Below are 21607 nucleotides of genomic sequence, written 5' to 3'. Positions count from 1 at the left end.
TGTTAGCCCGGGCGCCGCCGCAGCCTCGGGCGGCGCCTGGCGCAGGCCTCTTAAGAAATGGCTACCGGGAAGATCGCCCCCAGGATCATCGCGCCGAGGATCGCTCCGCCGGTGATCGGTTTACCCCAGATATAGAACAGCAGCGCGCCGAGCAGCGAACCAATGCCGATCGGGATCGAGGCGGTCATCGCCGACAGGATGATCAACGGCCCGAGGAAGCGGCCCGAGGAGTTGCCCGCGCCCATCATCACGTCTGCCCCGTAGGTGGAGTTGCTCTGATTGATGGTGAATTTGCGCGCCAGAATGATCACATAACCGATCGCCAGGCCGATGATCAGGCCGGTGGCCAGCGAAGCGGCGAAGTTGGCGACCGGGAACACGATGCCGGCCCCCAAAAGCAGCGCCGGTACGCCCAGCCCGACGCCGGTCTGGATCGCGCCGCCGATGTCGAGGATGCCCACCAGCGAACCTTCGATGATGCGCGCGAACAGGAAGCTGGCGCCGAACGCCGCCACCGCGCCGTACACGCCGGTATCCATCCCCGCCCGCAGCATGGAGACGAAGGCCACTTCGTTAAAGGCGCCGATGCCGTACAGGTAGTACATGTGCGTCCCGGCGAACACGCCGGAGGACAGCAGGCCAACAAAAATCGGGAATGACCAGTCGGCGTACCAGAAGCCTTTTTGGGTTTGCTCTTCCATCATCCCGCTCCTTATTTACCGCTCAGGGTGTTGTGAATGGCGTCCAGCCAGCCCGGCACGCCGAGGCTGAAGGACTCGAGAACTTTCATGTCGAAGCCGCGGAAGAAGCCGCTCAGCACGAACAGCAGCACGATCACCGCCATCATGATCTTGGTGATTTTGTTCCAGCCGCTCTCTTCGACGCCTTTGCCGATCAGAATGCCCAGCACCAGGCCCGGTACGGCGTTGCCCATGATCAGCTGCGCCAGGCCGCCGAAAATGGTGCCCCAGAAGCCGGAACGGCGCCCGGCGTCGATCGCCGCCAGCCAGAAGATCACCGGCATCACGGTGTTCACCAGCAGGTTGGCTGCCGGCACCAGCACCTTGATCGCGGTGACCTGCAGCGCGGCAGGCACGGCGGAAGCGGTGGTATTGAGGAACGCCACCACCAGCATGCCGATGATGCCGCAGGCGATGGCCATTTTTTTCGGATCGTGCAGCGTTTGCGCCAGATTGCGGTTCTTGACCATCAGGGCCGCCGCGCCCCAGTGCGGGATGATGCGGTGATCGACGTCCTGCGTGAAGGAGCCCGCCGCCACGGAAGACGCCCAGGCGTTGAAGAAGAAGCCCAGACCGAATGAGAAGTGGGAAGCCGGATCGCCCTCGCAGGAGTTCAGCTCGCCCAGGGTGCGAAACGCCCCCATGCCCTGTGTTGTCGGCGCGTGGAACATGCGTGCAGCGCCGGCCCCTACGCCGACCCCCACCAGCCCACCGATAATAATCGATTTAAATAAGATGATTAAAAACATCAGTATACCCTTTCATTTATGCTAACGTTTTTATTTCGTGACGAAGACAACCTTCTCGGTATTGATAATGGTTACGTTCACGGTTATTTCCAGAGAAACGGCATAGCTCTTTCTTTCACGCGGCAAAAAGAAGAAAAGAAATTTCTCTTTTGTTATTTTCTCTTCCGCTTTCACCACGCTGACGTCCTGCGGCTCTATGCGCAGCAGAATATTGTTGGTGGACTTTAATACCGCGCCCTGCACATTAGCCAAGGCGGAAGCAAAAGCTTTCGCTTTGCTGTCGCCTTTACCCTCCACCTTTACCGATGTGGTATATTGCTCTTTCATTATGGGTTGCCATGTTTTTTGACGTAGGCTTCCACCAGTTTCTGGCCCAGCTCTTCTTTATCCATAAAGCCGAAACCCAGCACGTTGCAGCCTTCATTAATTGCCGTCACGCCCTCTTCCACCGAACGCATGCCGTATTTGGCTTTGTAGCCGTATTTGGTTTGTGCGGTAATCGCGCCGGCGCCGCCGCTGCCGCAAAAAGAGATGCCCAGCTGCGCGTTTTCCGCTTTCATGACGTCGCCCAGCTTCATATCCGCCGCCACGCCGGGAATAACCACCGCTTTTCCGCCTGCGTTTTCAACACCTTGTCCGACTTTTTGCCCTTTACCTAAACGATCGCCGATCACTACGGTAATTTGACCCATGGTATATTCTCCTGATTGAAATCGATGCGTTAACCGCTATGCGTTATTATCTTTCGCCACTTCGAAGTGCACTGAAAGCAAATAGGCTTCTTCGATAGGCAATGTGCCAAACTGATCCACCACGCGCTCCGCCATTTGCATGGACTCGGCGGAAATTTCGTCGAACAGTGATTTATCCACCTCCGGCAACGGTTCACCGGTTATTGAGCGCAGCACCATGGCGCGAATATGCGATTCCAGCATCTGTTGCTGCACCGCATTGGTATAAATATTCTCAGCATTCAGCATCGCGGTAATATCCGCCAGCACCCGAGCGGTGATCTCACCGGCTTCGCTGATATCGGATTGTTCAATTTCTTTTATCGAAGCAGATCCATCATTCACTTTTCAGTACCCCTAGATCCCACATTAATCAGTAAGCCGTAAAGCGCATCACCTGAATAACCCGCTTTCTGTGATGTCTTTACCCTACCCCCGGTAAGATTTTCTGTGGAGACCGGTTTTTTCCAGTTCGAAGTGGAAATCGAATGACGCGTGGAGATCCATTTCGCAAAACGGCGCTACGGCGAAAAAGTAAATGAGATAACAATTACATAACCCGGCTAACGGTTTTTTTTGCCTCGATTGACGATAAAAGCCTTCGTGATCGGGATCTCTTTCTTTTCTCGCCCCAACCGCCTACTATCAATGGGACAAATCGACATTACCCACACCCCCGCTCCTCTGGCGCGGGGGTGTTGCTTTGTGTTGTTTTTCCGAATTTATGGGTGCACAGACTGGCGCCCTTTGATTTGACTGGAGAGTGGAATGACCAAACCCATCATTACTATTAATGAGCTGGATGCGGAACGCCTGGATGCGCTATTGGAACAACCGGCCTTTGCCAACACCGACGTCGCCGCCGCGCTGAACGACGAGTTGGATCGCGCGGAAATCCTGCCGCCGGAGAAAATGCCGGCCAACGTGGTGACCATGAACAGCCGCGTGCGTTTTCGCGATCTGCACACCGATGAAGAGCACGTGCGCACGCTGGTCTACCCGGCCTCGCTGAAAGACAGCCACGATCAGCTGTCGGTGATGGCGCCGCTGGGCGCAGCGCTGCTCGGCATGCACGTCGGCAAGCAGATCTCCTGGCAATTGCCGAACGGTGAAGAAGCGCGGATTGAAGTGCTGGAATTGCTGTACCAGCCGGAAGCGGCGGGCGAATACCACCGTTAAGCGGTTCTCAGGGCGGCATCCGGCCGCCCTTTCTGTTTCAGAGGCAGATAGCGATCAGCACGGCGATCAGCAGCAGCACGTAGATTTTGGCATGCAGCGCATCGCTCACCTTCGGCAAACAGCGCCTGGCAAACACGATCCCCGCAATCCCCGCCACCACCAGCAGCCCCAGAATGTTCAGATTGACGTAGCCCAGATACTGCGGCCCGCTCATCTCGCGCCACCCCAACACGATATACATCAGCGCCCCGATCACCGCCACCGGGATCGACAGCGGGTTGGCGGCGCTGACGCAATACTTCATGTCATAGCCATGGCGGCGCAGCAGCGGCACGGTCATCACGCTGCCGCCCACCCCCAGCAGCGTAGCGATGCCGCCGATCAGCGGCCCACCGCCCCACAGCGTGGCGGGGGACAGTTCAGCGCGCGCCGGTTTGGTCAGGAACCCCCGGCGGAACAGACAGTCGGCGATGGTCACCGCCATATAGACCACGAACAGCACGCGGATCACGCCGTCCGCCAGCAGCGAGGAGGCAAACGCGCCCAGTGCCGCGCCGATGCCGATAAAAAAGATCAGCGGCACGATGGTTTCCCGCAGCAGGTTGCCGCTGCGCCAGTTGGTCAGGGTGGCGTACCCCGCGTTGAGGATCATCACCGCCGTCGAGGTCGCCACCGCAATATGCATCGCCTGGCCGGGCTGCTCGCCTGAGGCGGAGATCAAATGGTAAACGAAAGGCACCACCACAAAGCCGCCGCCGAAGCCGAACAGAATGGTGGTGATGCCGGTCAGAAAACCGGCACCCAGCACGATTAACATTTCAATCATGGCCGTGCGCCCGCACGAAGTCGTCGAACCCGGCGCAAAACTGCCCCGCCAGCGGGTGGAAACGATCGCCGACGAACAGCCCCAGATACTGCTCACGCACGGCGTCATGATCCACCAGCTCAATGCCCGCCTGTTCCGCCTGCGCCAGCGTCTGCGCATCCGGGAAGCCCCAATAGCGCGAATCGCCCTGCTTTTCCGCCGCTATCGCTTCGCTCCGTTCCGCCCGCATAAGCTGGCGCGCCAGGAAGGTGCCGCTCTGCACGCCCAGCAACATCATGTTTTCCAGGAACGACAGGTCGTGGCGCAGCTCGGCGGGCAGGCGGGCGAGCACCGGGCCGGCATCCCAATGTTCGTCCATTTCATGCAGCGTCACCGCACAGTCCTTGTCACCGTTCATCATCGCGCGGAACAGCGTCATCACCCCGCGATAGCGCGGCAAGTCGCCCGGATGCAGGTTCCACAGCAGCTTGCCGCGCCGGCTGAAGGCGCGCACATAGTCGGCGGAAAATTTCTGATAACAGCGCAAAGAAATCACCCCGTCCATATGACCCAGGCTGCTGATAAACGCGGTGTCATTGATGTCGAGAACGCGATGCGCTTTGACCCCGGCGGCGGCCAGGAACAGGGCCGGCGGCTGATAGGCGCCCTCACAGGCGGCGGCGTTGCGGCCAACGAACGGGAACACGAAATCGTTCAGCACCTCGCGCTCATACAGCCCCAGGCGGCGAACCGCCGGCTCCTGGGCGCGGCCGCCGCTTTTCGCCAGGGGGAAATATACCGTAAAAGCACACTCGCCTTTCAGGGCGGCGATCAGATCCTGACACACCAGCCAGGAGAAAATGTCGTTGCCGACAAAGAGCGCTACGTTTTTCATGCTTCAGCCTTCTTTGCGTTGAAAATAGGGTTGTTAAACACGATTTTGCTGATATCTCGCGTGATGGATTCCATCGCCGAGGTGTAAAAAAGGTCGCCCTTGGCGGGCGCGCCAAGCGAGTAGAGATGCTGCTCGCGGCCGCGGCGATCGGCGATTTTCAGCGTGTGCGGGTTGCACTTCACGCCGCCGAACAGGTTCTCCTGCACCACCCCGTCTTGCAGCAGTTGATGGCTCAGGCGGTTGGGCGGCAGTTGATAAGAAGGCGTGGTGCAGTTGAACAGATACTGCGCATGCACCCGCGTCTCATGGCAACGAAGGATAAATCCGTCCGCCCCCTTGCTGATATCCGTCAGGCCGCCGCAGGCGCGCAGGCGTTGGCTCTCCAACGCCGCCACGATCTTGTAGGCGTTCTTGATCGGCATGGCGTGCCGATTGCGCATCCAGGAGGAGTTGTAAAAGCGCATGAAGATCTGCCGGTTGTTGGCATCCATTTTGACCCAGGCGGCGCACACCGTCGGATGGATCGCCGCCAGGTAGCTGCAGATGTGCTCCCGGGCAAAGCGCGCCCGGTCGAGGCTGTCCGCCAGATCGCGGTAGCAATCGCGCCTTTCCCCCAGCGCCGAGAGCACCGTCAATCGTTCCGGCCCCGGATAGTGACGCGCCAGCGCGGCGTTGATCGCATGCACCAACTGATGCGCATCAATAAAATCGTTACCGGCGACAAAGCGCCGCAGCCCCTCAACAAACGCCTCCGGCGGCGGACGCATCAACGCCGGTTGCACGCTGGGGAACAGGCCCGAACGCGACAGGGCGCAGATATCGGTGGCCCCCAGGCGCTCCATCAGTTCAACGATGGCGTCGATCGCCGTCAGGCTGCAGCCGATCACGCCGATGGTTGAGTAAGGGTTGATCGGCGGCAGATCCCGGTGGGCCTGATAAGCGATCACCCCGTCCACCGGATAGAGACATTCCGGCGGGTTATGCCCCGAACACAACACCAGCGCGTTCATCTGTTCGGCGGAGCCGCAGGCGGTGGTCAGCCGATAGCCTGCCTCGTGCGGCGCAATGGCATTCACTTCGGCGGTCACGAAATTCAGCGCCACGTTGCTGTCCGCCGCCATATACATCGTCATGTCGCGAATAAAATCGAGATATTCCCGATACAGCCAACGCGGCGGATAACGATCCTGGCAAAACTGCGGGAAATGCATGGCGATCCAATCGACGAAGTGCGCGTCATCGAAAATATCCGCCGACATATTTTCTGGCGTCATATTTAAGATATGGCTGTCAAAATCGCTGCTGTATGCCATACCGCCCTTGAAGCCCTGCTTGTCGAACACCGTCAGGGAAAGCGGCCTTTTGCAATGATTAACCGACTTATTTTTTATAAAGTTATACGCAAAAGAGATGCCGGCGGCTCCGCCGCCAATCACACCGAACTTATACATGAAATATCACCTTATAGTCATTGAACTGCGCTAAGAACTATTGCTTCAGGTGTTGGAATAAAATGACGATTTATTCCTTATTAACTTCTTGTATTGCGAGAACGAAAACCTTCTTCTCACCCCGGTGTGAAAACTTGCGCGGGCTTTATGGCCGATAAAATAACGGCGCCCCGGACAAGCGTTATTTTTCTGCCCCGATAGTAGGGCGACCGTCGCTGGCTTGCTTTATATGAAAGGCCAACTATCATTGCGTTTCGGCCAACCTGCCGCCAAAGGGGGCACATGCGCAACGTCCGCATTGATGACATCGACCACGTAGCGCGCGCGGTGATCGCCATCGGCACCGATTATCCGCCGGGGCATTTGCTGCCGATGCACAGCCATCGGCGCGCGCAGTTGTTGTACGGCGCCACCGGCGTCATGCACGTTTTCACGCAGCAAGGCAATTGGATCGTCCCGCCGCAGCACGCGGTGTGGCTGCCGCCGCAGATGCCGCACGCGGTGAGGATGGTCGGCGTCACTACCCGCAGTCTGTACCTCGAACCGGGCGCATTACCCGCCGAACAGCCTCAGGTTTGCCAGGTGGTTAGCGTCACCCCGCTGATGCGCCAACTGTTGATGGCGGCGGTGGACATGCCGCTGGAGTATGAGCGGGAGGGACGCGACGGGGCGCTGGCGACGTTGCTGCTGCACGAGCTGGCCCGGCTGCAACCCTTGCCGTTGCACATCCCGCTGCCCGCCGATCCTCGGCTGGGCGAGCTGTGCCGCGCCTTTTTGCAGCACCCCGACGCCCACGACTCCGCGCAGCAATGGGCCCCTCGTCTGTACATGAGTATTCGCACCTTCAGCCGCTTCTTTCGCGCGCAGACCGGCCTGCCTTTTTCGCAATGGCGTCAGCGCGCCTGCGTGGTGCTGGCGTTGGCGCTGCTGGCCGAAGGGCGCAGCGTGACGCAGGTGGCCATGGAGATGGGATATGACAGCAGCGCGGCGTTTTCAACCATGTTTCGCCGCGTGCTGGGGCAGGCGCCCTCCTCCTATCTGACGGAAGACGGGCGCGACGGTTGACGGGTTAGCGGAATTTCTTGTGGTTGGCGTCGCGGGTCTGCTTGAAGCCCTGCGCCAGCTGCTTGGCTTCGGCGACTTTGCCCTGATTGACCAGCGCCAGCGCCTGATCGATCTGGCCGATCAGGGTATCCAACCCGCTGCGGAAATCTTTCATCTCCGGGCTGTCGGCGGCTTTGCTCTCCAGTTTCGGCGGAGTACCCTGCTTGGCATCCTGCGCGGCGGCGCGCATGTTCTGCAGGCTCTGTTTGAGGGTGGCGGCGGAGTCGGTATTCAGCACCGTTTTGTAGTTTTCCGCCAGGGTGTCCATATCGTCGCCCAGATCGGCGGCGGCCGCCAGCGAACTGGCCGCCAGCAGCGTCAACGCCGCCAGCGCTTTCAGGGTATTCTGCATGTTTGCTCACCTTCCAGTTATTGTTTTAGTTAACCCACCGCTACCATAGGCAAGGCCGGGCAAAATCGAAACCGGAGATTTGTAAGCAAGGTTGAGACGGGATAACGCGCGGCCGGCGGACGCCGACCGCACAGAGGATCACTGCCCGGCGATCTTCATTTCCGGCAGCAGCACCGAACCGCACTGGATATTGCTGCGGGTTTCGATATCGCTGCCGACGCTGACGATGTTGCGCAGCATGTCTTTCAGGTTGCCGGCGATGGTGATCTCGCTGACCGGGTACTGGATCTCGCCATTTTCCACCCAAAAACCGGCGGCGCCGCGAGAATAATCGCCGGTGACGCCGCTGACGCCCTGGCCCATCAATTCGGTGACCACCAGGCCGGTGCCAAGCTGTTTCAGCATGCCGGCGAAGTCTGCGCCCTGCCCGGCAATGCGCCAGTTATGGATGCCGCCGGCATGGCCGGTGCTGTGCAGGCCCAGCTTGCGCGCCGAGTAGCTGGTCATCAGCCAGGTTTGCAGCACGCCATCCTTGACGATATCGCGCCGTTGGGTGCGCACGCCCTCGCTGTCGAACGGCGTTGACGCCAGCCCTTTCAGCAGATGGGGGTGTTCCTCGACGGTCAGCCACGACGGCAGGATCTGCTTGCCGAGCGCGTCCAGCAGGAAAGTGGATTTGCGGTAGACGCTGCTGCCGCTGATGGCCCCCACCAGATGGCCGAACAGCCCGGTGGCCACTTCTGAGGCGAACAGCACCGGCGCTTTCATGGTCGACAGTTTACGCGGCGCGAGACGCGCCAGCGTGCGGCGGGCGCACTCCTGCCCCAACCACTCGGGGCTGTGCAGATCGCCCATCGCACGGCCGATGGTGTAAGCGTAATCCCGCTCCATGTCGCCGTCCTGCTCCGCAATGACGCAGCTGGACAGCGAGTGACGGCTGGAACAGTAGCTTTGCAGCATGCCGTGGCTGTTGCCAAACACCTTGATGCCGTAGTGGCTGTTGAAGCTGCCGCCTTCGGTGTTGGTAATGCGTTTGTCCGCCGCCAGCGAAGCCTGCTCGGCGCGCGCCGCCAGCTCGATGCCGCGCTCGGCGTCCAGCTCGGTCGGGTGGAACAGATCGAGATCCGGCGCCTCAAACGCCAACAACTCTTTCTCCGCCGGGCCGGCGCAGGGATCTTCAGAGGTGTAACGCGCGATGTCCAGCGCCGCCTGTACGGTGCGGGCGATGGCGTCCGGGCTGAGATCGGTGGAAGAGGCGCTGCCTTTACGCTGACGGTGATACACGGTAATGCCCAGCGCGCCATCGCTGTTGAACTCGACGTTTTCCACCTCGCCGAAGCGGGTGCTGACGCTGATGCCGGTCGATTTGGTGACCGCGACTTCCGCCGCGTCGGAACCGGCGCGGGCCAGCTCCAGAGCCTGAGAAACGGCCTGTTCCAGCGCCTTGCGCTGTTCTGCAACTTGAGTGACTACTTTCATCAATCTGCCATAATTAATCAGAAAATCGTTGAGAAAAGTGCCGGAGCGGCGTAGTTGTGCACGCGGGGCGGCGCGCAAAAATCCTGAGATCTCTGCCGTTGAGTCTAACAGGAACCGCGTTGAATTTCGCATAAAGCCGAACGGTAAGGCCGGGATAAAATACAAAACTCGCGCGTCACTCGACGATAAGTTTTACCGACTTGCCGATATTCGCCATCATGTTGACCAACGCATCCAACGTAAATTTCTCGGTTTTCTGATTCACCACGTCGGACACGCGCGGCCGGGAAGTGTGCAGATAACGCGCCGCCTCTTCCTGGCGATAGCCTTCTTCCTCAATCCACGCGCTGATCTCTCCCATCAGCTGTTTTTTTAGTGCGATAAGCTGCGCAATCTCCGCATTGGACTGTGCTTGCAATTGCCGAGCCTCATCGGCGGAAAACCCCAAATCCGCAAACACATTGCCGCCTGCTGGCGTAATGTGGCGCGAACCGGTATCAATCGGCTTGGTCATGACCTTTACTCCGCTCATTAATGACCGCGTCATAACGCGCTTTGATTATCTGAATATCGTGGCGGCTGGTTTTCTCCGCCTTCTTTTGAAAGCTGTGCAGAACGTAGATCGCTTCGCTGAACTTTGCCACATAGACCACCCTGAACGCTCCGCCGATGGCATATAAACGGATTTCGATAACGCCACTTCCACAACTGGTCATCGTTTTCCAATTACCGGGCTCCAAACCTCTTTGCACTTTACTCAGTTCAAATCCTGCCGCTTTTCGCGCATCTATTGGAAAGGCCAACAAATCCTCTAACGATGAACCGCGCCAATCAATGGCTTTCTCGATACCATCATCCATGAATACCACCTCCTTTTGTATAAAATTTTATACAAACATGATGATAAAAACAACAGCATGAATTCAGAGGACAGGAACCTAGACATGATAATGCCCCAGCGCGGCAGCTATACTCAGTTTGCTCAGGGCGCTCAATTGGCGGGTTGCCGGACAACCTGTTAGGATTAGCCTCTTTTTAACGGAGCCTACCATGAACAAACAGCCTGAAGACTGGCTCGACGATGTCCCGGAGAATGAAAACGAGGACGATGACGAGATTATCTGGGTCAGTAAAAGTGAAATTAAACGTGATGCCGAAGCGCTGAAAGACCTGGGGGCCGAAATGGTCGATCTGGGCAAAAACGCGCTGGATCGCATTCCGTTGGACGAAGATTTGCGCGCCGCCATCGAGCTGGCGCAGAAGATCAAGAAAGAAGGCCGTCGCCGTCAGCTGCAGCTGATCGGCAAGATGCTGCGCGCCCGCGATATCGAGCCGATCCAGACCGCGCTCGACAAGCTGAAAAACCGCCACAACCAGCAGGTTTCGCTGTTCCATAAGCTGGAAGCGCTGCGCGACCGCCTGGTGGAAGAAGGCGATGACGCTATCCCGTCGATCCTGGATCTGTATCCGGCCGCCGATCGTCAACAGCTGCGTTCACTGGTGCGCAACGCGCAGAAAGAGAAGGCCGCCAACAAGCCGCCTAAGGCTTACCGCCAGATCTTCCAATACCTGCGCGAGCTGGCCGAAGCGGCTGACTAAGCGCCGCCGTCATCCCGGGATGAACCCGTTTCATCCCCGGTGATGCGCCGGTTCGCCGCTGCTTTCGCGGATATTGAAACGCAGGCTGCCTTCCAGCTCTTCTTCCGCTTCTTCAAACAGCAGAATGATCGCGCCAAAACGACGCTTGCTGCGGGCATTGAGGTGGGTGAACTCGATTTCCACCGGCAGACCGATATCGCCGGTCACCACGTCCCACAGCGCGTCGAGGTTGGCGCCAAACCCCTCGTCCAGCGCAAACTTATGCGCGAAATCGCGGTAGAATGCCGGCACATCCTGGATCTGCTCAAAATCAAACTCTACTTTTGCCATCAAACTCACTCCACACGAATGAAGTTTTTGTAATGGTCACGCGAGACGAAGATCAGACCGTCGCTCGAATACAGCAGGCGATCGGCGCCGCGCCGGCCACACTGGTAATTGATGTCCGCTTCGCGCCAGACCCGGCCGCCGGCGCTCGGCAGTTGCCCTTCACGGTTAGAAAATCGATCGCCGCCAATCGCCTTGCCCGGCAATACCGAACAGAGGTTACCTGAACGCGGGTCCCAGCCCTGCTCGCGCGCCTGCTTCTTGGTGATGTAATAATCCGGCAGCCGCTGATGCTGCTGCAGGTAACTCACCACCGTTTGCTGCTGCGTGAGCCGATCGATGCTCTGTTGCTGCCCCGCCGGCGCTTGCACCGCCGCCGCATTGCCGCCGCTCGCACGGTGCTCGTTGCCGCGCAACGCGCTGAAGACGGCGATGACCACGGCGATGACAATCGCCAACAGAATCCGCTTGTTCATGACATTCCCTGAAATTATGCCGCCGGAAGCGCCGCAGCTCCCCCAGGCTAGTTAGGTATATAGTCGAGCTGGATGACACTAAGATGACCGACACCTTGCGTTTTCGCGGCGGTGAGGGTTTCATCCATTCATGTCAATGATGCCACTTTCCAGCCGTTCTGGCACTCGGAGTCTCTCTGAAAACGAGCCGCCTGCTCTGAGACGGCCCGCCGAACAACGACTGCTTACAGTATAGTCAGGGAAGGCGCCGCACAGCGCGGCGCAACAGGAGGGAACGCATCAATCGATCAAGGCGTGGCGATAGCGGTGCAGCATGTCGGCCAGGCGTTTCACCGGCCCGGTGACGCTGAGCGGCGCCTGATTGTCGACCAGCTTCTGCTGGTACTCGTTCATTTCGCCCAGCAAGCGATCGTAGTAATAGGCGCGCTTGACGTCGTTCTTGGCGGAGACCACCCGATCGGCGGTGCTGCGGATCTGGCGGTGGAAGGCCGACAGCTCTTCGCTGGCCGGAATTTCCGCTCGCTGCATGCGCTGGTGGGCGATGATCAGGTTCAGCGCCAAACGATACTTGGCGATGTCGTTCGGGAACATCATCAGCAGCTGATTAAGCTGCTGATACAGCGCGGGCAGGTGGTTTTGCCGACGGCGCGCCGCCTTGGTGGTCAGCGCCGACACCGCGCTGCTGACGAACTGGTTGAGCAACGTGCGGCCGGTGCGTTCGCGCGAATTATCGCGGATCAGCAGCAGCACCATCAGCCCAACGCAGCTGCCGAGGAACTGGCCCAGCGCCCCGTCGAGAAACTGGGTCACGTTGAACTCCATCGGGTTGCTCAGCACCAGAATGTTGATGGTCCCCGCCAACAACCCCAGCGAACCGAGCCGCCGCTTCTGCACCTCGATGCCGATGAAAAACGCCAGCAGGCCGAGGCTGAGGCACAACAGCAGAATGCTCTGCTGGGTCGCCGGCAGGATCACCATGAAGAACAGAGAACCGACCGGGATTGCCGCCAGCATGCCCAGCACGAAATCCATCGCCACCATGCGCGGCGCCGGGGTGCGCATCGCCAGCGAGGTGATCACCGCGATGATCACCATAAAACCGCTGCCGGACGTCCAGCCGGTCCACAGCCACAGCAGGCAGCCGAAGGCCGTCGCCACAAAGGTGCGCAGGCCGTTGATCATCGCGTGATGCCCTTCCGCCGAGGTCGGCTTGACCACGGTTTCGTTGCTCAATACGCCCTCTTCCACCGCGCTGATGCTGCAGTTGGTGTGCACGCCTTTCGACAGCAGCAGGTAGCGCGTCGCCGCGCCGACCCAGCCGGTGATGGTCGGCAGCGTTTCCTCGGAGCGATGCGTGGTCAGCACCTGACGCAACAGCTTCATGCGTTTGTGGATCTCCTGCGGGGTCTCCGCCGGCACCATCAGCTGTTCCCGCAAACTTTCTTTCAGCGCCTGCGGGTGATTCAACAAGATCAGATAGGTTTCACAGGCCTGGGTGATCAGCGTCAGCGACAGGGTATGCAGCGCTTTCACCCGCCGGTTGACCTTCTGCCAGCGCGAGGATTCCATCATCAGGTTGTTGCGCATGCCGTCCAGCGCCGTGGTGCTCTTCACCAGATTGCTCCAGGCGCGGTCGATGTCCTCTTTGTCGGCATGGCTGATGCACATCTGCATCAGGCGGTATTGATCCACCAGCAGCTTATCCACCGCCCGATCGATGTCCTGCTTGATCGAACGCGGCGAAAACAGCAGATCGGCCAACACGGCGCTGACGATCCCCAGCACGATCTCGCTGCAACGCTCGATGGCGAACTGCGGCGCTTCCAGCAGGTGGGCCTCGCTGGTGGCGACCGTCACGATGATGATCAGCGCGGTATAGCCGGCCAGCCCCCAGGCGTAGGAGTTCTCCACCTTGATAAGCGAAGAAAGCCAGGTGCAGAAACCGGCCCACATGCAGCACAGCATCAGCATCACTACCGGCGCGCGGGCGGTGGTGATGATGATGAGCAGGCCGACGAAGCAGCCGATAAAGGTGCCGATGATGCGCAGCCAGCCGCGATGACGAATGGCGCCGGAGAAGGGTTCACCGCCGGCGGCAAAGGCCGGGCCGGCGGCGACGATGGCGGCGGTCATCGCCGACCAGCGCGGGGTTTCCAGATTGAGATGGAAGCCGACGAACAGCGCAAACACAATCGCGAAGCTGAGTTTGAAGGCAAATCTCAGCCGGATAAAGGTTGGGCTGCTCATTAGCCGAACTCACGCAGCCGGTGCATCAGGCGCACAAAAGGCGAGCCGCTGTCGGCATTGCGATCGTTCTTGCCGACGATCACCACGGTGGCGGTGGTGCCGGCCGGGTACGGATGCTGTTGGTCCTTGGCGTCCAGCAGGATCTTCACCGGCACGCGCTGCGCCAGACGCACCCACTCCAGGTTGCTGTCGATCGAGGCCAACCCTTTGTTGTTCACCGTGCTGCTGCTGTTGTTCACCGCCGCCGCCACGCTGTCGACGGTGCCATGCATGATGCGGTTGCTGCCGAGCGGGGTAATCTCCGCGCGATCGCCCTTATTCAGGCCGTTCAGCTTGGTCTCTTCCAGGTACGCCAGGATGTAGAAGGAATCTTTCTTCACCAGCGCCACCGCAACCGACCCGCGGGTGATGTATTCACCGGCGTGTACGTTGAGGTTGGTGATCCAGCCATCGGCCGGGGCGCGCACCGTGGTGCGCTCCAGATCCAACTGCGCCAGCTCGCGAGCCGCAATGGCCTTCGCCAACTGGTGCTGCACGGTCTGCAGCGAGTTGTTCGACTGGTCAATCTCTTCCTGCGACATCGCCTGCACGCCTAATTTCACGCGGCGGCCGGCCTCACGCCGTTTTTCCGCCGCCAGCGTCTGATAGTAGGCGACGTCGGCGCCGGCTTCCGCCAAGGCCTGCTCATAACGCGGCCGATCGACCACGAACAGCACCTGGCCTTTCTTGACCAGTTGGTTGTCCACCACCGGCACGTCGGTCAGCAGGCCGCTGACGTCCGGCGCGATCGCCACCACGTCGGCGGTGAACTTGGCGTCACGCGTCCACGGCGACTCGGTGTAGAACACCCAGGCCTTGAATACCGCGGCAATGCCCAGCAGCACAAGAATCAAAGTGATCGCGATTCGGGTTATTTTTATCGAAAAATTTTTCACAGCGACCTCAAACAAAAAGACACGAAATCAGATAAAACAAGCAGCAATACAGCGCGGTATTAAACAGCGCCGGATGCCAGACAAAATCGTAAATCCCCGTCGGCTGCAGCAGGCGGCGCAAGAGAAAAAACAGCGCCAGCGACACCAGCAGCTCGAAAAACACCGGCGGAAACGACAGTCCGAAGATGACCATAACCGGAAGCAAACTCATCACTTTTTCCTTATTGTTCACTGCGCCGGGGAAAGACAGGTCTCGCCATTCACATTCTCTTTACATTTTAGCGTGCGCGCGCCACAAATCTTGACCAGGCAGCTTGTCCAGGTCACGAACCCGAAAAAAGGTTAAACTTTGGGGCAGACATCCACGACAGGGATTGCGAGGGTGCCGGAGGAGCGGCAGGATGACGTCGCCGCTCGCTCTCGCACGTTGGTGAGGTCTATTCACCCGACCACGTTATATTAGCCTGCTTACTATCAAGGCATCAACAATCTGTGATCTAAATCACTTTTAAGCCAGAGTGAATAATGGAAAGATTAAAACGCATGTCGGTATTCGCCAAAGTGGTTGAGTTCGGGTCGTTTACCGCGGCCGCGCGCCAACTCGACATGAGCGTTTCATCGATCAGCCAAACCGTCTCGAAACTGGAAAATGAGCTGCAGGTCAAGCTGTTGAACCGCAGCACGCGCAGCATCGGCCTGACCGAGGCCGGCAAGATTTACTATCAGGGCTGCCGACGCATGCTGCAGGAAGTCAGCGAAGTGCATGAGCAGCTGTACGCGTTTAACAATACGCCCGCCGGCACGCTGCGCATCGGCAGCTCGTCCACCATGGCGCAAAACGTGCTGGCGAACATGACCGCCGAGATGATGAAAGAGTATCCGGGCCTGACGGTCAACCTGGTGACCGGCATACCGGCGCCGGATCTGATCACCGACGGTCTGGATCTGGTGATCCGCACCGGCGCGCTGCAAGACTCGAGTCTGTTCTCGCGCCGCCTGGGGCAGATGCCGATGGTGGTGTGCGCCGCCAAAAGCTACCTGAGCCAGCACGGCACGCCGCAGAAGCCGAGCGACATGGTCAACTTTTCCTGGCTGGAGTACAGCGTGCGGCCCGACAGCGAATTCGAACTGATGTCGCCGGAAGGCATCACCACGCGCATTTCCCCGCAGGGGCGCTTCGTCACCAACGACTCCTCCACCATGATCCGTTGGCTGAAAAACGGCGCCGGCATCGCCTACGCCCCGCTGATGTGGGTGATCGAAGAAATCAAACGCGGCGAGATCGAGATCCTGTTCAAAAGCTACCATTCGGATCCGCGGCCAATCTACGCGCTCTATACCGAGAAGGACAAACTGCCGCTGAAGGTGCAGGTGTGCATCAACTATTTAACCGACTATTTCGAACGCGTAGCGGCGGTCTATCAGGGCTATCGCTGAGCAGCGCTTAAATAGCGGCGCGCCAGCGCGGCCAGCAGCATCAGTGCCAACATGCCGATGCCCCACAGCAGCCAGACGGCGTAGCCCGCCCAGACCAGCAGCAGAGGAAAATAGCTCGCCAGCCCGCTGCCCAGCTGTTTCAGCCACGGCAGCCAGGCGTCCAACACCGTCTGCGGCACCAGGCTCAGCGCACCGTTCACCGGCAACGTTGCGTTCCCGGCCGCCTCTGCCAACGCCGGCAGCCAGGTCAGCAGGCCGGATACGCCCCAGGCCAGCAACGTCCACAGCGCCATGGCGCCGAGCAGCAGCGCGACCGTCCAGCCGCCCCGATTCACGGCACACCGCCGCCGCACTGCGGACAAAAGCGGCTGCCCGGCGGCAACGGCGCGGCGCACTGTGCGCAGGTAGCGCTCACCGCGGCAAACGGCTGACCGCAGCGATGGCAATAGCGCGCGCCCGGCTTATTCACAGCCCGGCATTCCGGGCACTGCAGCCCCTGCTCGCCATGCTGGCTATAGCGGTTGCCATGGTGGCCACCGCCGTGGCCCGCGCGCCGATGACCGCCGTTAATACCGCCTTGCCCCAACAACCTTTTCAGTAAGCTCATCTCGCCTCTCCTCTGTGCATTCACGCTGAAGCTCACTGTAAACCCTGGAGTAAACTCCAGGGTAAAGCCCGGCGATGAGGATTTACGTTTCATTACATCGTAACAATGGCAAGGCTTTGATGCCGTTAACAAAAGCATCATCGGCATTATCCCACGCCGCTGCGCTGCGTTATGCTGCGAGCACCTCTCCCTGCATCAGGAATAACCATGAAAAAAATCATACTTGACTGTGACCCGGGGCATGACGACGCCATCGCCCTGCTGCTGGCCTGGGGCAATCCGCAGATCGACCTGCTGGCGGTCACCACCGTGGTAGGTAACCAAACGCTGGACAAAGTGACGCGCAACGCCCTGGCGGTGGCGCGCATCGCCAACATCACCGGCGTGCCCTTCGCCGCCGGCTGCCCGCGTCCGCTGGTGCGCGATATCGAAGTGGCGCCCGACATTCACGGCGACTCCGGCCTCGATGGCCCGGTGCTGCCGGAACCCCACCTGCAGCTGGACTCGCGCCACGCAGTTGACCTGATCATTGAGACCGTGATGGCCCACCCGCCCGGCAGCGTGACGCTGGTGCCGACCGGCGGCCTGACCAATATCGCCATGGCGGTGCGTAAAGAGCCGCGCATTGCCGAGCGGGTCAAGGAAGTGGTGCTGATGGGCGGCGGCTATCATGTGGGCAACTGGAGCGCGGTGGCGGAGTTCAATATCAAAATCGATCCCGAGGCGGCGCACATCGTGTTCAATGAAAAATGGCCGCTGACCATGGTCGGGCTGGATCTCACCCACCAGGCGCTGGCCACGCCGGCAGTCTGCGAACGCATCGCCACCCTCGGCACCCGGCCGGCCACCTTCGTCGGCGAACTACTGGCATTCTTTGGCCATATGTATCAGCAGGCGCAGGGCTTCAGCGCCCCGCCGGTACACGATCCTTGCGCAGTGGCCTATGTGATCGATCCGAGCGTCATGTCGGTGCGCAAAGCGCCGGTAAATATAGAGCTGACCGGCACCCTCACCTTAGGCATGACGGTCGCGGACTTCCGCGCGCCGCCGCCGCCGGATTGCCACACCCAGGTCGCGGTCAAACTGGATCAGGATAAATTCTGGCATCTGGTGGTGGATGCGCTGGAGCGGATCGGCGACGTGGAGTAAGCGCACAAGAGACGAGATTAACGCGCTTGGGCAGGCGCGTTAGTCCGTATTCTGCCGCGGCAACGGGAGGCTCAAGCCATACCCTCTTTTATTTCCAATGCAGCAGAACAATCCTAATAATTAATCATTTCATAAAGATTAAAAAAACAGACAAAGAAAAGAAAAATCTTAATAAAAATAAAACCATCAAAATCACTTTAAATTTAAAAATCAGCAATGAGAAACGATGAAATAAATCTCCACCGTCACGCCGCCACTGACGGCATCAATTAAACAAGCAGATACCGCTTTTATTGTTCACATTGCCTGCCACTATGGGCCACCACCGGGATACCCCACGATATCCACGCATGCAGGAATCACAATCAACCAATTGATTTTAATTAATAAAAAAAAGGATGTGATTACAAATTGACTGAATCACAATAGATTTGAGAAAATGGCGCGTCTGTTTTTGCAAACAACAAAAATGCCTTTGCGGGTGAAAAATACGGCTTAATTTTTCTTTGGGCACACAGCCTCGCGCATTCTCAGGGCAAACATTATTTATCGCTTCACCATAAAGACGGTTTAAATTTCCCGTGAGACATTTTCGATTTCAACATTACACGCATTTCAATACCAGGATAAAGGATAGGGAATAATCAAAACATGCATTTAATAAACGCTCTCAGACCTTGGCAGGTTAACCATGGCCGATAAATCTCCCGCTAACGCAGCAACCATCGCCGTGCTGCCCCTGCTGCTGATCTGGATGGCTGCGGTCCTGCCGGTCTATCACCCCAACATGGGCGGCGGCGGCCTGGCGCTGCCGCAAAATATTCTGGCCTGGAGCGTCATGGCACTGACCACGCTGATCGTGACGTTTACCGTTTGCCTGGGTCGCATCCGCCTTTCGCTCACGCCCACCGCGCGCCTGTTACTGCTCGGCATCGCCGTGCTGGCGCTGCCGTTGCTGTATACCCGCCCCGAATGGCGCGAAGACGCCCTGTGGCGCTGCGCCGGTTTGCTCGGCGGTTGGTTGTTCTATGTCGCCTGCCTGCAGCTGCGCGTCACCGCCCGGCAGCGCGAGCTGCTGCTGTTCGGCCTGTTGTTTGCCGTCGGCATTCAGGCGTTGTTGGCGGCTTTACAGCTGTTCGCCCCCGCGCTGGCCTGGGTATCCCCTAACGGCAGCAGGGTCTACGGCGTCTTTCAGCAGCCGAACGTGCTGGGCAGCTTTATCGCCACCGGGCTGGCTTTGGCGCTCTGGCTGCTGCTGGCTCCCCTCTCTGCGCCGACGCGGCGGCGGCAAATCCCGCTGCTCGCGCTGCTGGCCGCTTTCTCCACCCTGCTGGTGCTGATCCAGTCGCGCGCCGCCTGGTTGGGGGCCGCATTGGCGGCGACGCTGCTGCTGTGGCGTTTTGCCCGCCAACGCCCGGCCGCAAGCCGCTGGGCAGGCGGCGCGCTGCTGCTGGGCGCCGCGATCGGCCTGACGGTGCTGTTCACCAGTTTTGGTCTAGAGACAAGTAGCGTCTTGCTCGACCGCGAATTCTCCAACAGCGCGCGCCTGACCATGCTGCACGACGTCGGCGCCATGATCCTGGCCAAGCCGCTGCTGGGCTGGGGCTACGGCGGCTTTGAATACAGCTTCGCGCACTTCCGCCTGCAGACAATGCCCTGGCGCGAAGTGCTGGAAGTCGCCGGGCATCCGCACAATGAAATCCTGCTGTGGTGGGTCGAGGGCGGCCTGACGGCGCTGGCGGGTATCGCTATCGTCCTTGCCGCCGGCGTACGGCTGCTGAAAAGCGCCTGGCAACGGGATCGAGAACAGCCGAACGGTGCGCGCGTCGGCTTGTTCCTGGTGCTGCTGCCGATGCTGATACACACTCAGCTGGAATACCCTTTCTATCTGTCTGCGCCGCACTGGCTGGCGTTTCTGCTGCTGCTGGCGCTGCTGGACGGCCAAACCGGCGAGCCCCGCCCGCTGCCGTTCGCCAAAGCCCTGAGCCTGCCGGTGGCGCTTGCGGCGCTCGGCGTGCTGGTGATGGCGGCCTTCGCCTGGCAAGGGCGCATGGCGCTCACTCAGTCGGAGCGCACTATGCTGGCCAACATCGACAGCATCGAGCAGATGCCGCCGCCGGCCGCCTGGATCTACCGGGAGCGCAAAACCTTCGACGAGCAATCTCACGCTCTGCTGGTCTATAACCAAACGCGCGATGATGCCCTGTTGACCGGCTATCGGCAGTGGGCCAATGCCTATCTGCAGCGCCGCATCGACGCCAACGTCTACGCCACGCTGATCATGATCTTGCGCTATCAGGGGGATCAGGCACAAGCCGATGCTCGCCTGCGGGAGGCCGCTTTTCTGTTTGCGCGGGATGCGCGGTTCAGGTAGGGACAACGAGGTGAGAGCGATGCCTCGCCGCTCTCACCTGCGTCATTTTATGTAGCAAAATTAACGCGGCAAAATCGCGCACTCTTTATCCAGCAGCGATTCTACCGAAGCGCGGTTGCCGACATCCCAGCCGCGCTTCGAGGCCAGCAAAATAAACCCCCGTTGGCCGCCAAACGTGGTGGGCACTAACGCCACACCATATTCCGCCATCTGCGGCGGCGACAGATGGAAATAATCCGCCAGATCCTTAATCGGGTAAACGCCCATCGCAGTTGGCTGCATCACGCGGCGCGCGTAGTAGGTGTGGCGCAACAGCTTATCCGGCAAGGGCCGCCATTGTTCCTGTATGTAGGGGCGTTCCGCCTGCAATTGACGCCGCACGTCCTCACGCAGACAGGTCAGGTGAATATGCAATTGGTTTTGGCTGCGGCCGTAAGCGGAGTTGATCGCCATGCCCAACATATCATCCGGCACCGGCCCGCCATATTCGGCGGCCAGCCGGTAACGCATCAGCCAGGCATAGCCAAAATAGTCCGTCCGTTCCCCGGCCAGCAGCTGCGGGCTTTCGATGCCGGAGAGCGGCGCCGTCGGAACCAGAATAAAATGATAGGGGTAACGCGGGTTTTGCAGCACGCTGAAGCCCAGGGCCTTCCCCTGCGGCATATAAATCTGCTCACAGGGTGCCGGATCGCGCTTTTGCTGATAATTGGCCATGCAAAGCTTATCGACCACGCCCCACAGCGCATCGGAGCGGGCGCAGCCCGTCAGGGACAGGACGCCCAGCGCCAGCAGCCAACGCCGGGCGGGCATAGCCAGACGCGTCATCATCGTATTGCTCTGTTTTTTCGCCACGTCAATTTTATTCCATTATATCGTGCAGGCTACGGCGTCCTGCCGCGCTTAGCGTTACGAATGCGAGAAAGGCCGCAAAATGGAGCATGATTGAGGGGCCAACGCGTGGCCCCTGGAGG

26 protein-coding genes are annotated in these 21607 nt (G+C 59.5%); 6 read left to right on the top strand and 20 right to left on the bottom strand.

The annotated features are described in order from the left end of the window. Window positions 1–50 precede the first annotated feature (50 nt). From J9788_RS19965 to J9788_RS19945, 5 genes are read right to left on the bottom strand one after another with little or no spacing between them, the layout of a single operon-like run. Window positions 51–701, bottom strand: coding sequence for a DUF4310 family protein (locus J9788_RS19965; RefSeq protein WP_004937013.1), 651 nt, complete (start codon window positions 699–701; stop codon window positions 51–53). An 11-nt stretch (window positions 702–712) separates the two neighbouring features. Continuing rightward, window positions 713–1489 carry a DUF4311 domain-containing protein gene (locus tag J9788_RS19960; RefSeq protein ID WP_004937006.1) on the bottom strand — a complete coding sequence of 259 codons (777 nt, stop codon included), beginning with the start codon at window positions 1487–1489 and terminating at the stop codon, window positions 713–715. Between the two features lie 30 nt (window positions 1490–1519). Further along, entirely contained in the window at window positions 1520–1816 is a 297-nt protein-coding gene (locus J9788_RS19955) for a DUF4312 family protein (protein ID WP_004937003.1), read from the bottom strand. Further along, entirely contained in the window at window positions 1816–2181 is a 366-nt protein-coding gene (locus tag J9788_RS19950) for a glycine-rich SFCGS family protein (protein WP_004937000.1), read from the bottom strand. Before J9788_RS19950 ends, J9788_RS19955 begins: the two co-directional genes overlap by 1 nt. Window positions 2182–2217: 36 nt before the next feature. After that, window positions 2218–2544: a glycine dehydrogenase gene (locus tag J9788_RS19945; RefSeq protein WP_089192640.1), complete on the bottom strand. Its 327-nt coding sequence runs from the start codon at window positions 2542–2544 to the stop codon at window positions 2218–2220. A gap of 444 nt (window positions 2545–2988) precedes the next feature. Here J9788_RS19945 and rnk point away from each other — a divergent pair, with 444 nt between their 5' ends. Then, on the top strand, window positions 2989–3399 hold the full coding sequence (rnk, locus tag J9788_RS19940; protein WP_004936993.1) for a nucleoside diphosphate kinase regulator: 411 nt from the start codon (window positions 2989–2991) through the stop codon (window positions 3397–3399). Window positions 3400–3436: 37 nt separating this feature from the next. Here rnk and J9788_RS19935 read toward each other — a convergent pair whose 3' ends face one another. From J9788_RS19935 to J9788_RS19925, 3 genes are read right to left on the bottom strand one after another with little or no spacing between them, the layout of a single operon-like run. Then, a complete protein-coding gene (locus J9788_RS19935) occupies window positions 3437–4225 on the bottom strand; it encodes a sulfite exporter TauE/SafE family protein (protein WP_046897234.1) in 789 nt (262 codons plus the stop codon). Further along, window positions 4218–5099 carry a formyltransferase family protein gene (locus J9788_RS19930; RefSeq protein WP_182265465.1) on the bottom strand — a complete coding sequence of 294 codons (882 nt, stop codon included), beginning with the start codon at window positions 5097–5099 and terminating at the stop codon, window positions 4218–4220. The genes J9788_RS19935 and J9788_RS19930 overlap by 8 nt, the downstream gene beginning before the upstream one ends. After that, window positions 5096–6550: an FAD/NAD(P)-binding protein gene (locus J9788_RS19925; RefSeq protein WP_182265466.1), complete on the bottom strand. Its 1455-nt coding sequence runs from the start codon at window positions 6548–6550 to the stop codon at window positions 5096–5098. The genes J9788_RS19930 and J9788_RS19925 overlap by 4 nt, the downstream gene beginning before the upstream one ends. A gap of 282 nt (window positions 6551–6832) precedes the next feature. Here J9788_RS19925 and J9788_RS19920 point away from each other — a divergent pair, with 282 nt between their 5' ends. Next, window positions 6833–7615, top strand: coding sequence for a helix-turn-helix domain-containing protein (locus J9788_RS19920; RefSeq protein ID WP_033644472.1), 783 nt, complete (start codon window positions 6833–6835; stop codon window positions 7613–7615). A gap of 4 nt (window positions 7616–7619) precedes the next feature. On the opposite strand, the gene cybC is transcribed toward J9788_RS19920, so the two are convergent. From cybC to J9788_RS19900, 4 genes are all read right to left on the bottom strand, one after another. After that, window positions 7620–8006: a cytochrome b562 gene (cybC, locus tag J9788_RS19915; RefSeq protein ID WP_046897231.1), complete on the bottom strand. Its 387-nt coding sequence runs from the start codon at window positions 8004–8006 to the stop codon at window positions 7620–7622. A 138-nt stretch (window positions 8007–8144) separates the two neighbouring features. Then, window positions 8145–9485 (bottom strand): metalloprotease PmbA, encoded by a 1341-nt coding sequence (pmbA, locus tag J9788_RS19910; RefSeq protein ID WP_182265467.1) that lies wholly within the window; start codon window positions 9483–9485, stop codon window positions 8145–8147. A 175-nt stretch (window positions 9486–9660) separates the two neighbouring features. Continuing rightward, on the bottom strand, window positions 9661–9999 hold the full coding sequence (locus J9788_RS19905; RefSeq protein ID WP_033651243.1) for a helix-turn-helix domain-containing protein: 339 nt from the start codon (window positions 9997–9999) through the stop codon (window positions 9661–9663). Then, the gene (locus tag J9788_RS19900) at window positions 9983–10345 is read right to left on the bottom strand and encodes a type II toxin-antitoxin system RelE/ParE family toxin (protein ID WP_033651242.1); all 363 of its coding nucleotides are present in this window, start codon (window positions 10343–10345) and stop codon (window positions 9983–9985) included. Before J9788_RS19900 ends, J9788_RS19905 begins: the two co-directional genes overlap by 17 nt. Before the next feature lie 190 nt (window positions 10346–10535). On the opposite strand from J9788_RS19900, the gene yjgA reads away from it, so the two are divergent. Further along, complete coding sequence (yjgA, locus tag J9788_RS19895; protein ID WP_019453156.1) at window positions 10536–11084, top strand: ribosome biogenesis factor YjgA; 549 nt, start codon at window positions 10536–10538, stop codon at window positions 11082–11084. Window positions 11085–11114: 30 nt separating this feature from the next. On the opposite strand, the gene J9788_RS19890 is transcribed toward yjgA, so the two are convergent. From J9788_RS19890 to aaeX, 5 genes are all read right to left on the bottom strand, one after another. Continuing rightward, complete coding sequence (locus J9788_RS19890; RefSeq protein ID WP_033644909.1) at window positions 11115–11414, bottom strand: barstar family protein; 300 nt, start codon at window positions 11412–11414, stop codon at window positions 11115–11117. A gap of 5 nt (window positions 11415–11419) precedes the next feature. Next, on the bottom strand, window positions 11420–11887 hold the full coding sequence (locus tag J9788_RS19885; RefSeq protein ID WP_182265468.1) for a ribonuclease: 468 nt from the start codon (window positions 11885–11887) through the stop codon (window positions 11420–11422). A 279-nt stretch (window positions 11888–12166) separates the two neighbouring features. Next, the gene (gene aaeB / locus J9788_RS19880; protein WP_033644464.1) at window positions 12167–14134 is read right to left on the bottom strand and encodes a p-hydroxybenzoic acid efflux pump subunit AaeB; all 1968 of its coding nucleotides are present in this window, start codon (window positions 14132–14134) and stop codon (window positions 12167–12169) included. Further along, complete coding sequence (gene aaeA / locus J9788_RS19875) at window positions 14134–15069, bottom strand: p-hydroxybenzoic acid efflux pump subunit AaeA (RefSeq protein ID WP_033644462.1); 936 nt, start codon at window positions 15067–15069, stop codon at window positions 14134–14136. Before aaeA ends, aaeB begins: the two co-directional genes overlap by 1 nt. A 7-nt stretch (window positions 15070–15076) precedes the next feature. Continuing rightward, window positions 15077–15280: a p-hydroxybenzoic acid efflux pump operon protein AaeX gene (aaeX, locus tag J9788_RS19870; protein WP_004936952.1), complete on the bottom strand. Its 204-nt coding sequence runs from the start codon at window positions 15278–15280 to the stop codon at window positions 15077–15079. A 314-nt stretch (window positions 15281–15594) separates the two neighbouring features. Between aaeX and aaeR the strand changes: the two genes are divergently transcribed. Continuing rightward, window positions 15595–16506 carry an HTH-type transcriptional activator AaeR gene (gene aaeR, locus J9788_RS19865; RefSeq protein WP_004936950.1) on the top strand — a complete coding sequence of 304 codons (912 nt, stop codon included), beginning with the start codon at window positions 15595–15597 and terminating at the stop codon, window positions 16504–16506. On the opposite strand, the gene J9788_RS19860 is transcribed toward aaeR, so the two are convergent. Next, a complete protein-coding gene (locus tag J9788_RS19860) occupies window positions 16497–16841 on the bottom strand; it encodes a hypothetical protein (RefSeq protein WP_182265469.1) in 345 nt (114 codons plus the stop codon). The genes aaeR and J9788_RS19860 overlap by 10 nt on opposite strands. Next, entirely contained in the window at window positions 16838–17113 is a 276-nt protein-coding gene (locus tag J9788_RS19855) for a zinc ribbon domain-containing protein (RefSeq protein WP_182265470.1), read from the bottom strand. Before J9788_RS19855 ends, J9788_RS19860 begins: the two co-directional genes overlap by 4 nt. Before the next feature lie 207 nt (window positions 17114–17320). Here J9788_RS19855 and J9788_RS19850 point away from each other — a divergent pair, with 207 nt between their 5' ends. Continuing rightward, window positions 17321–18262 carry a nucleoside hydrolase gene (locus tag J9788_RS19850; protein WP_046897226.1) on the top strand — a complete coding sequence of 314 codons (942 nt, stop codon included), beginning with the start codon at window positions 17321–17323 and terminating at the stop codon, window positions 18260–18262. Between the two features lie 691 nt (window positions 18263–18953). Continuing rightward, on the top strand, window positions 18954–20636 hold the full coding sequence (locus J9788_RS19845) for a PglL family O-oligosaccharyltransferase (protein WP_182265471.1): 1683 nt from the start codon (window positions 18954–18956) through the stop codon (window positions 20634–20636). A gap of 60 nt (window positions 20637–20696) precedes the next feature. Here the strand turns inward: J9788_RS19845 and J9788_RS19840 are convergent, their stop codons facing one another. Next, window positions 20697–21461 (bottom strand): CDP-diacylglycerol diphosphatase, encoded by a 765-nt coding sequence (locus J9788_RS19840; RefSeq protein WP_182265492.1) that lies wholly within the window; start codon window positions 21459–21461, stop codon window positions 20697–20699. Window positions 21462–21607: the final 146 nt, after the last annotated feature.

Origin of the sequence: Serratia sp. X10 (genome assembly GCF_017811775.1) — a bacterium.
GTDB lineage: Bacteria > Pseudomonadota > Gammaproteobacteria > Enterobacterales > Enterobacteriaceae > Serratia > Serratia ureilytica.
The sequence above is the reverse complement of the archived record's forward strand: the minus strand, read 5'-3'. Positions and strand labels throughout refer to the sequence as shown.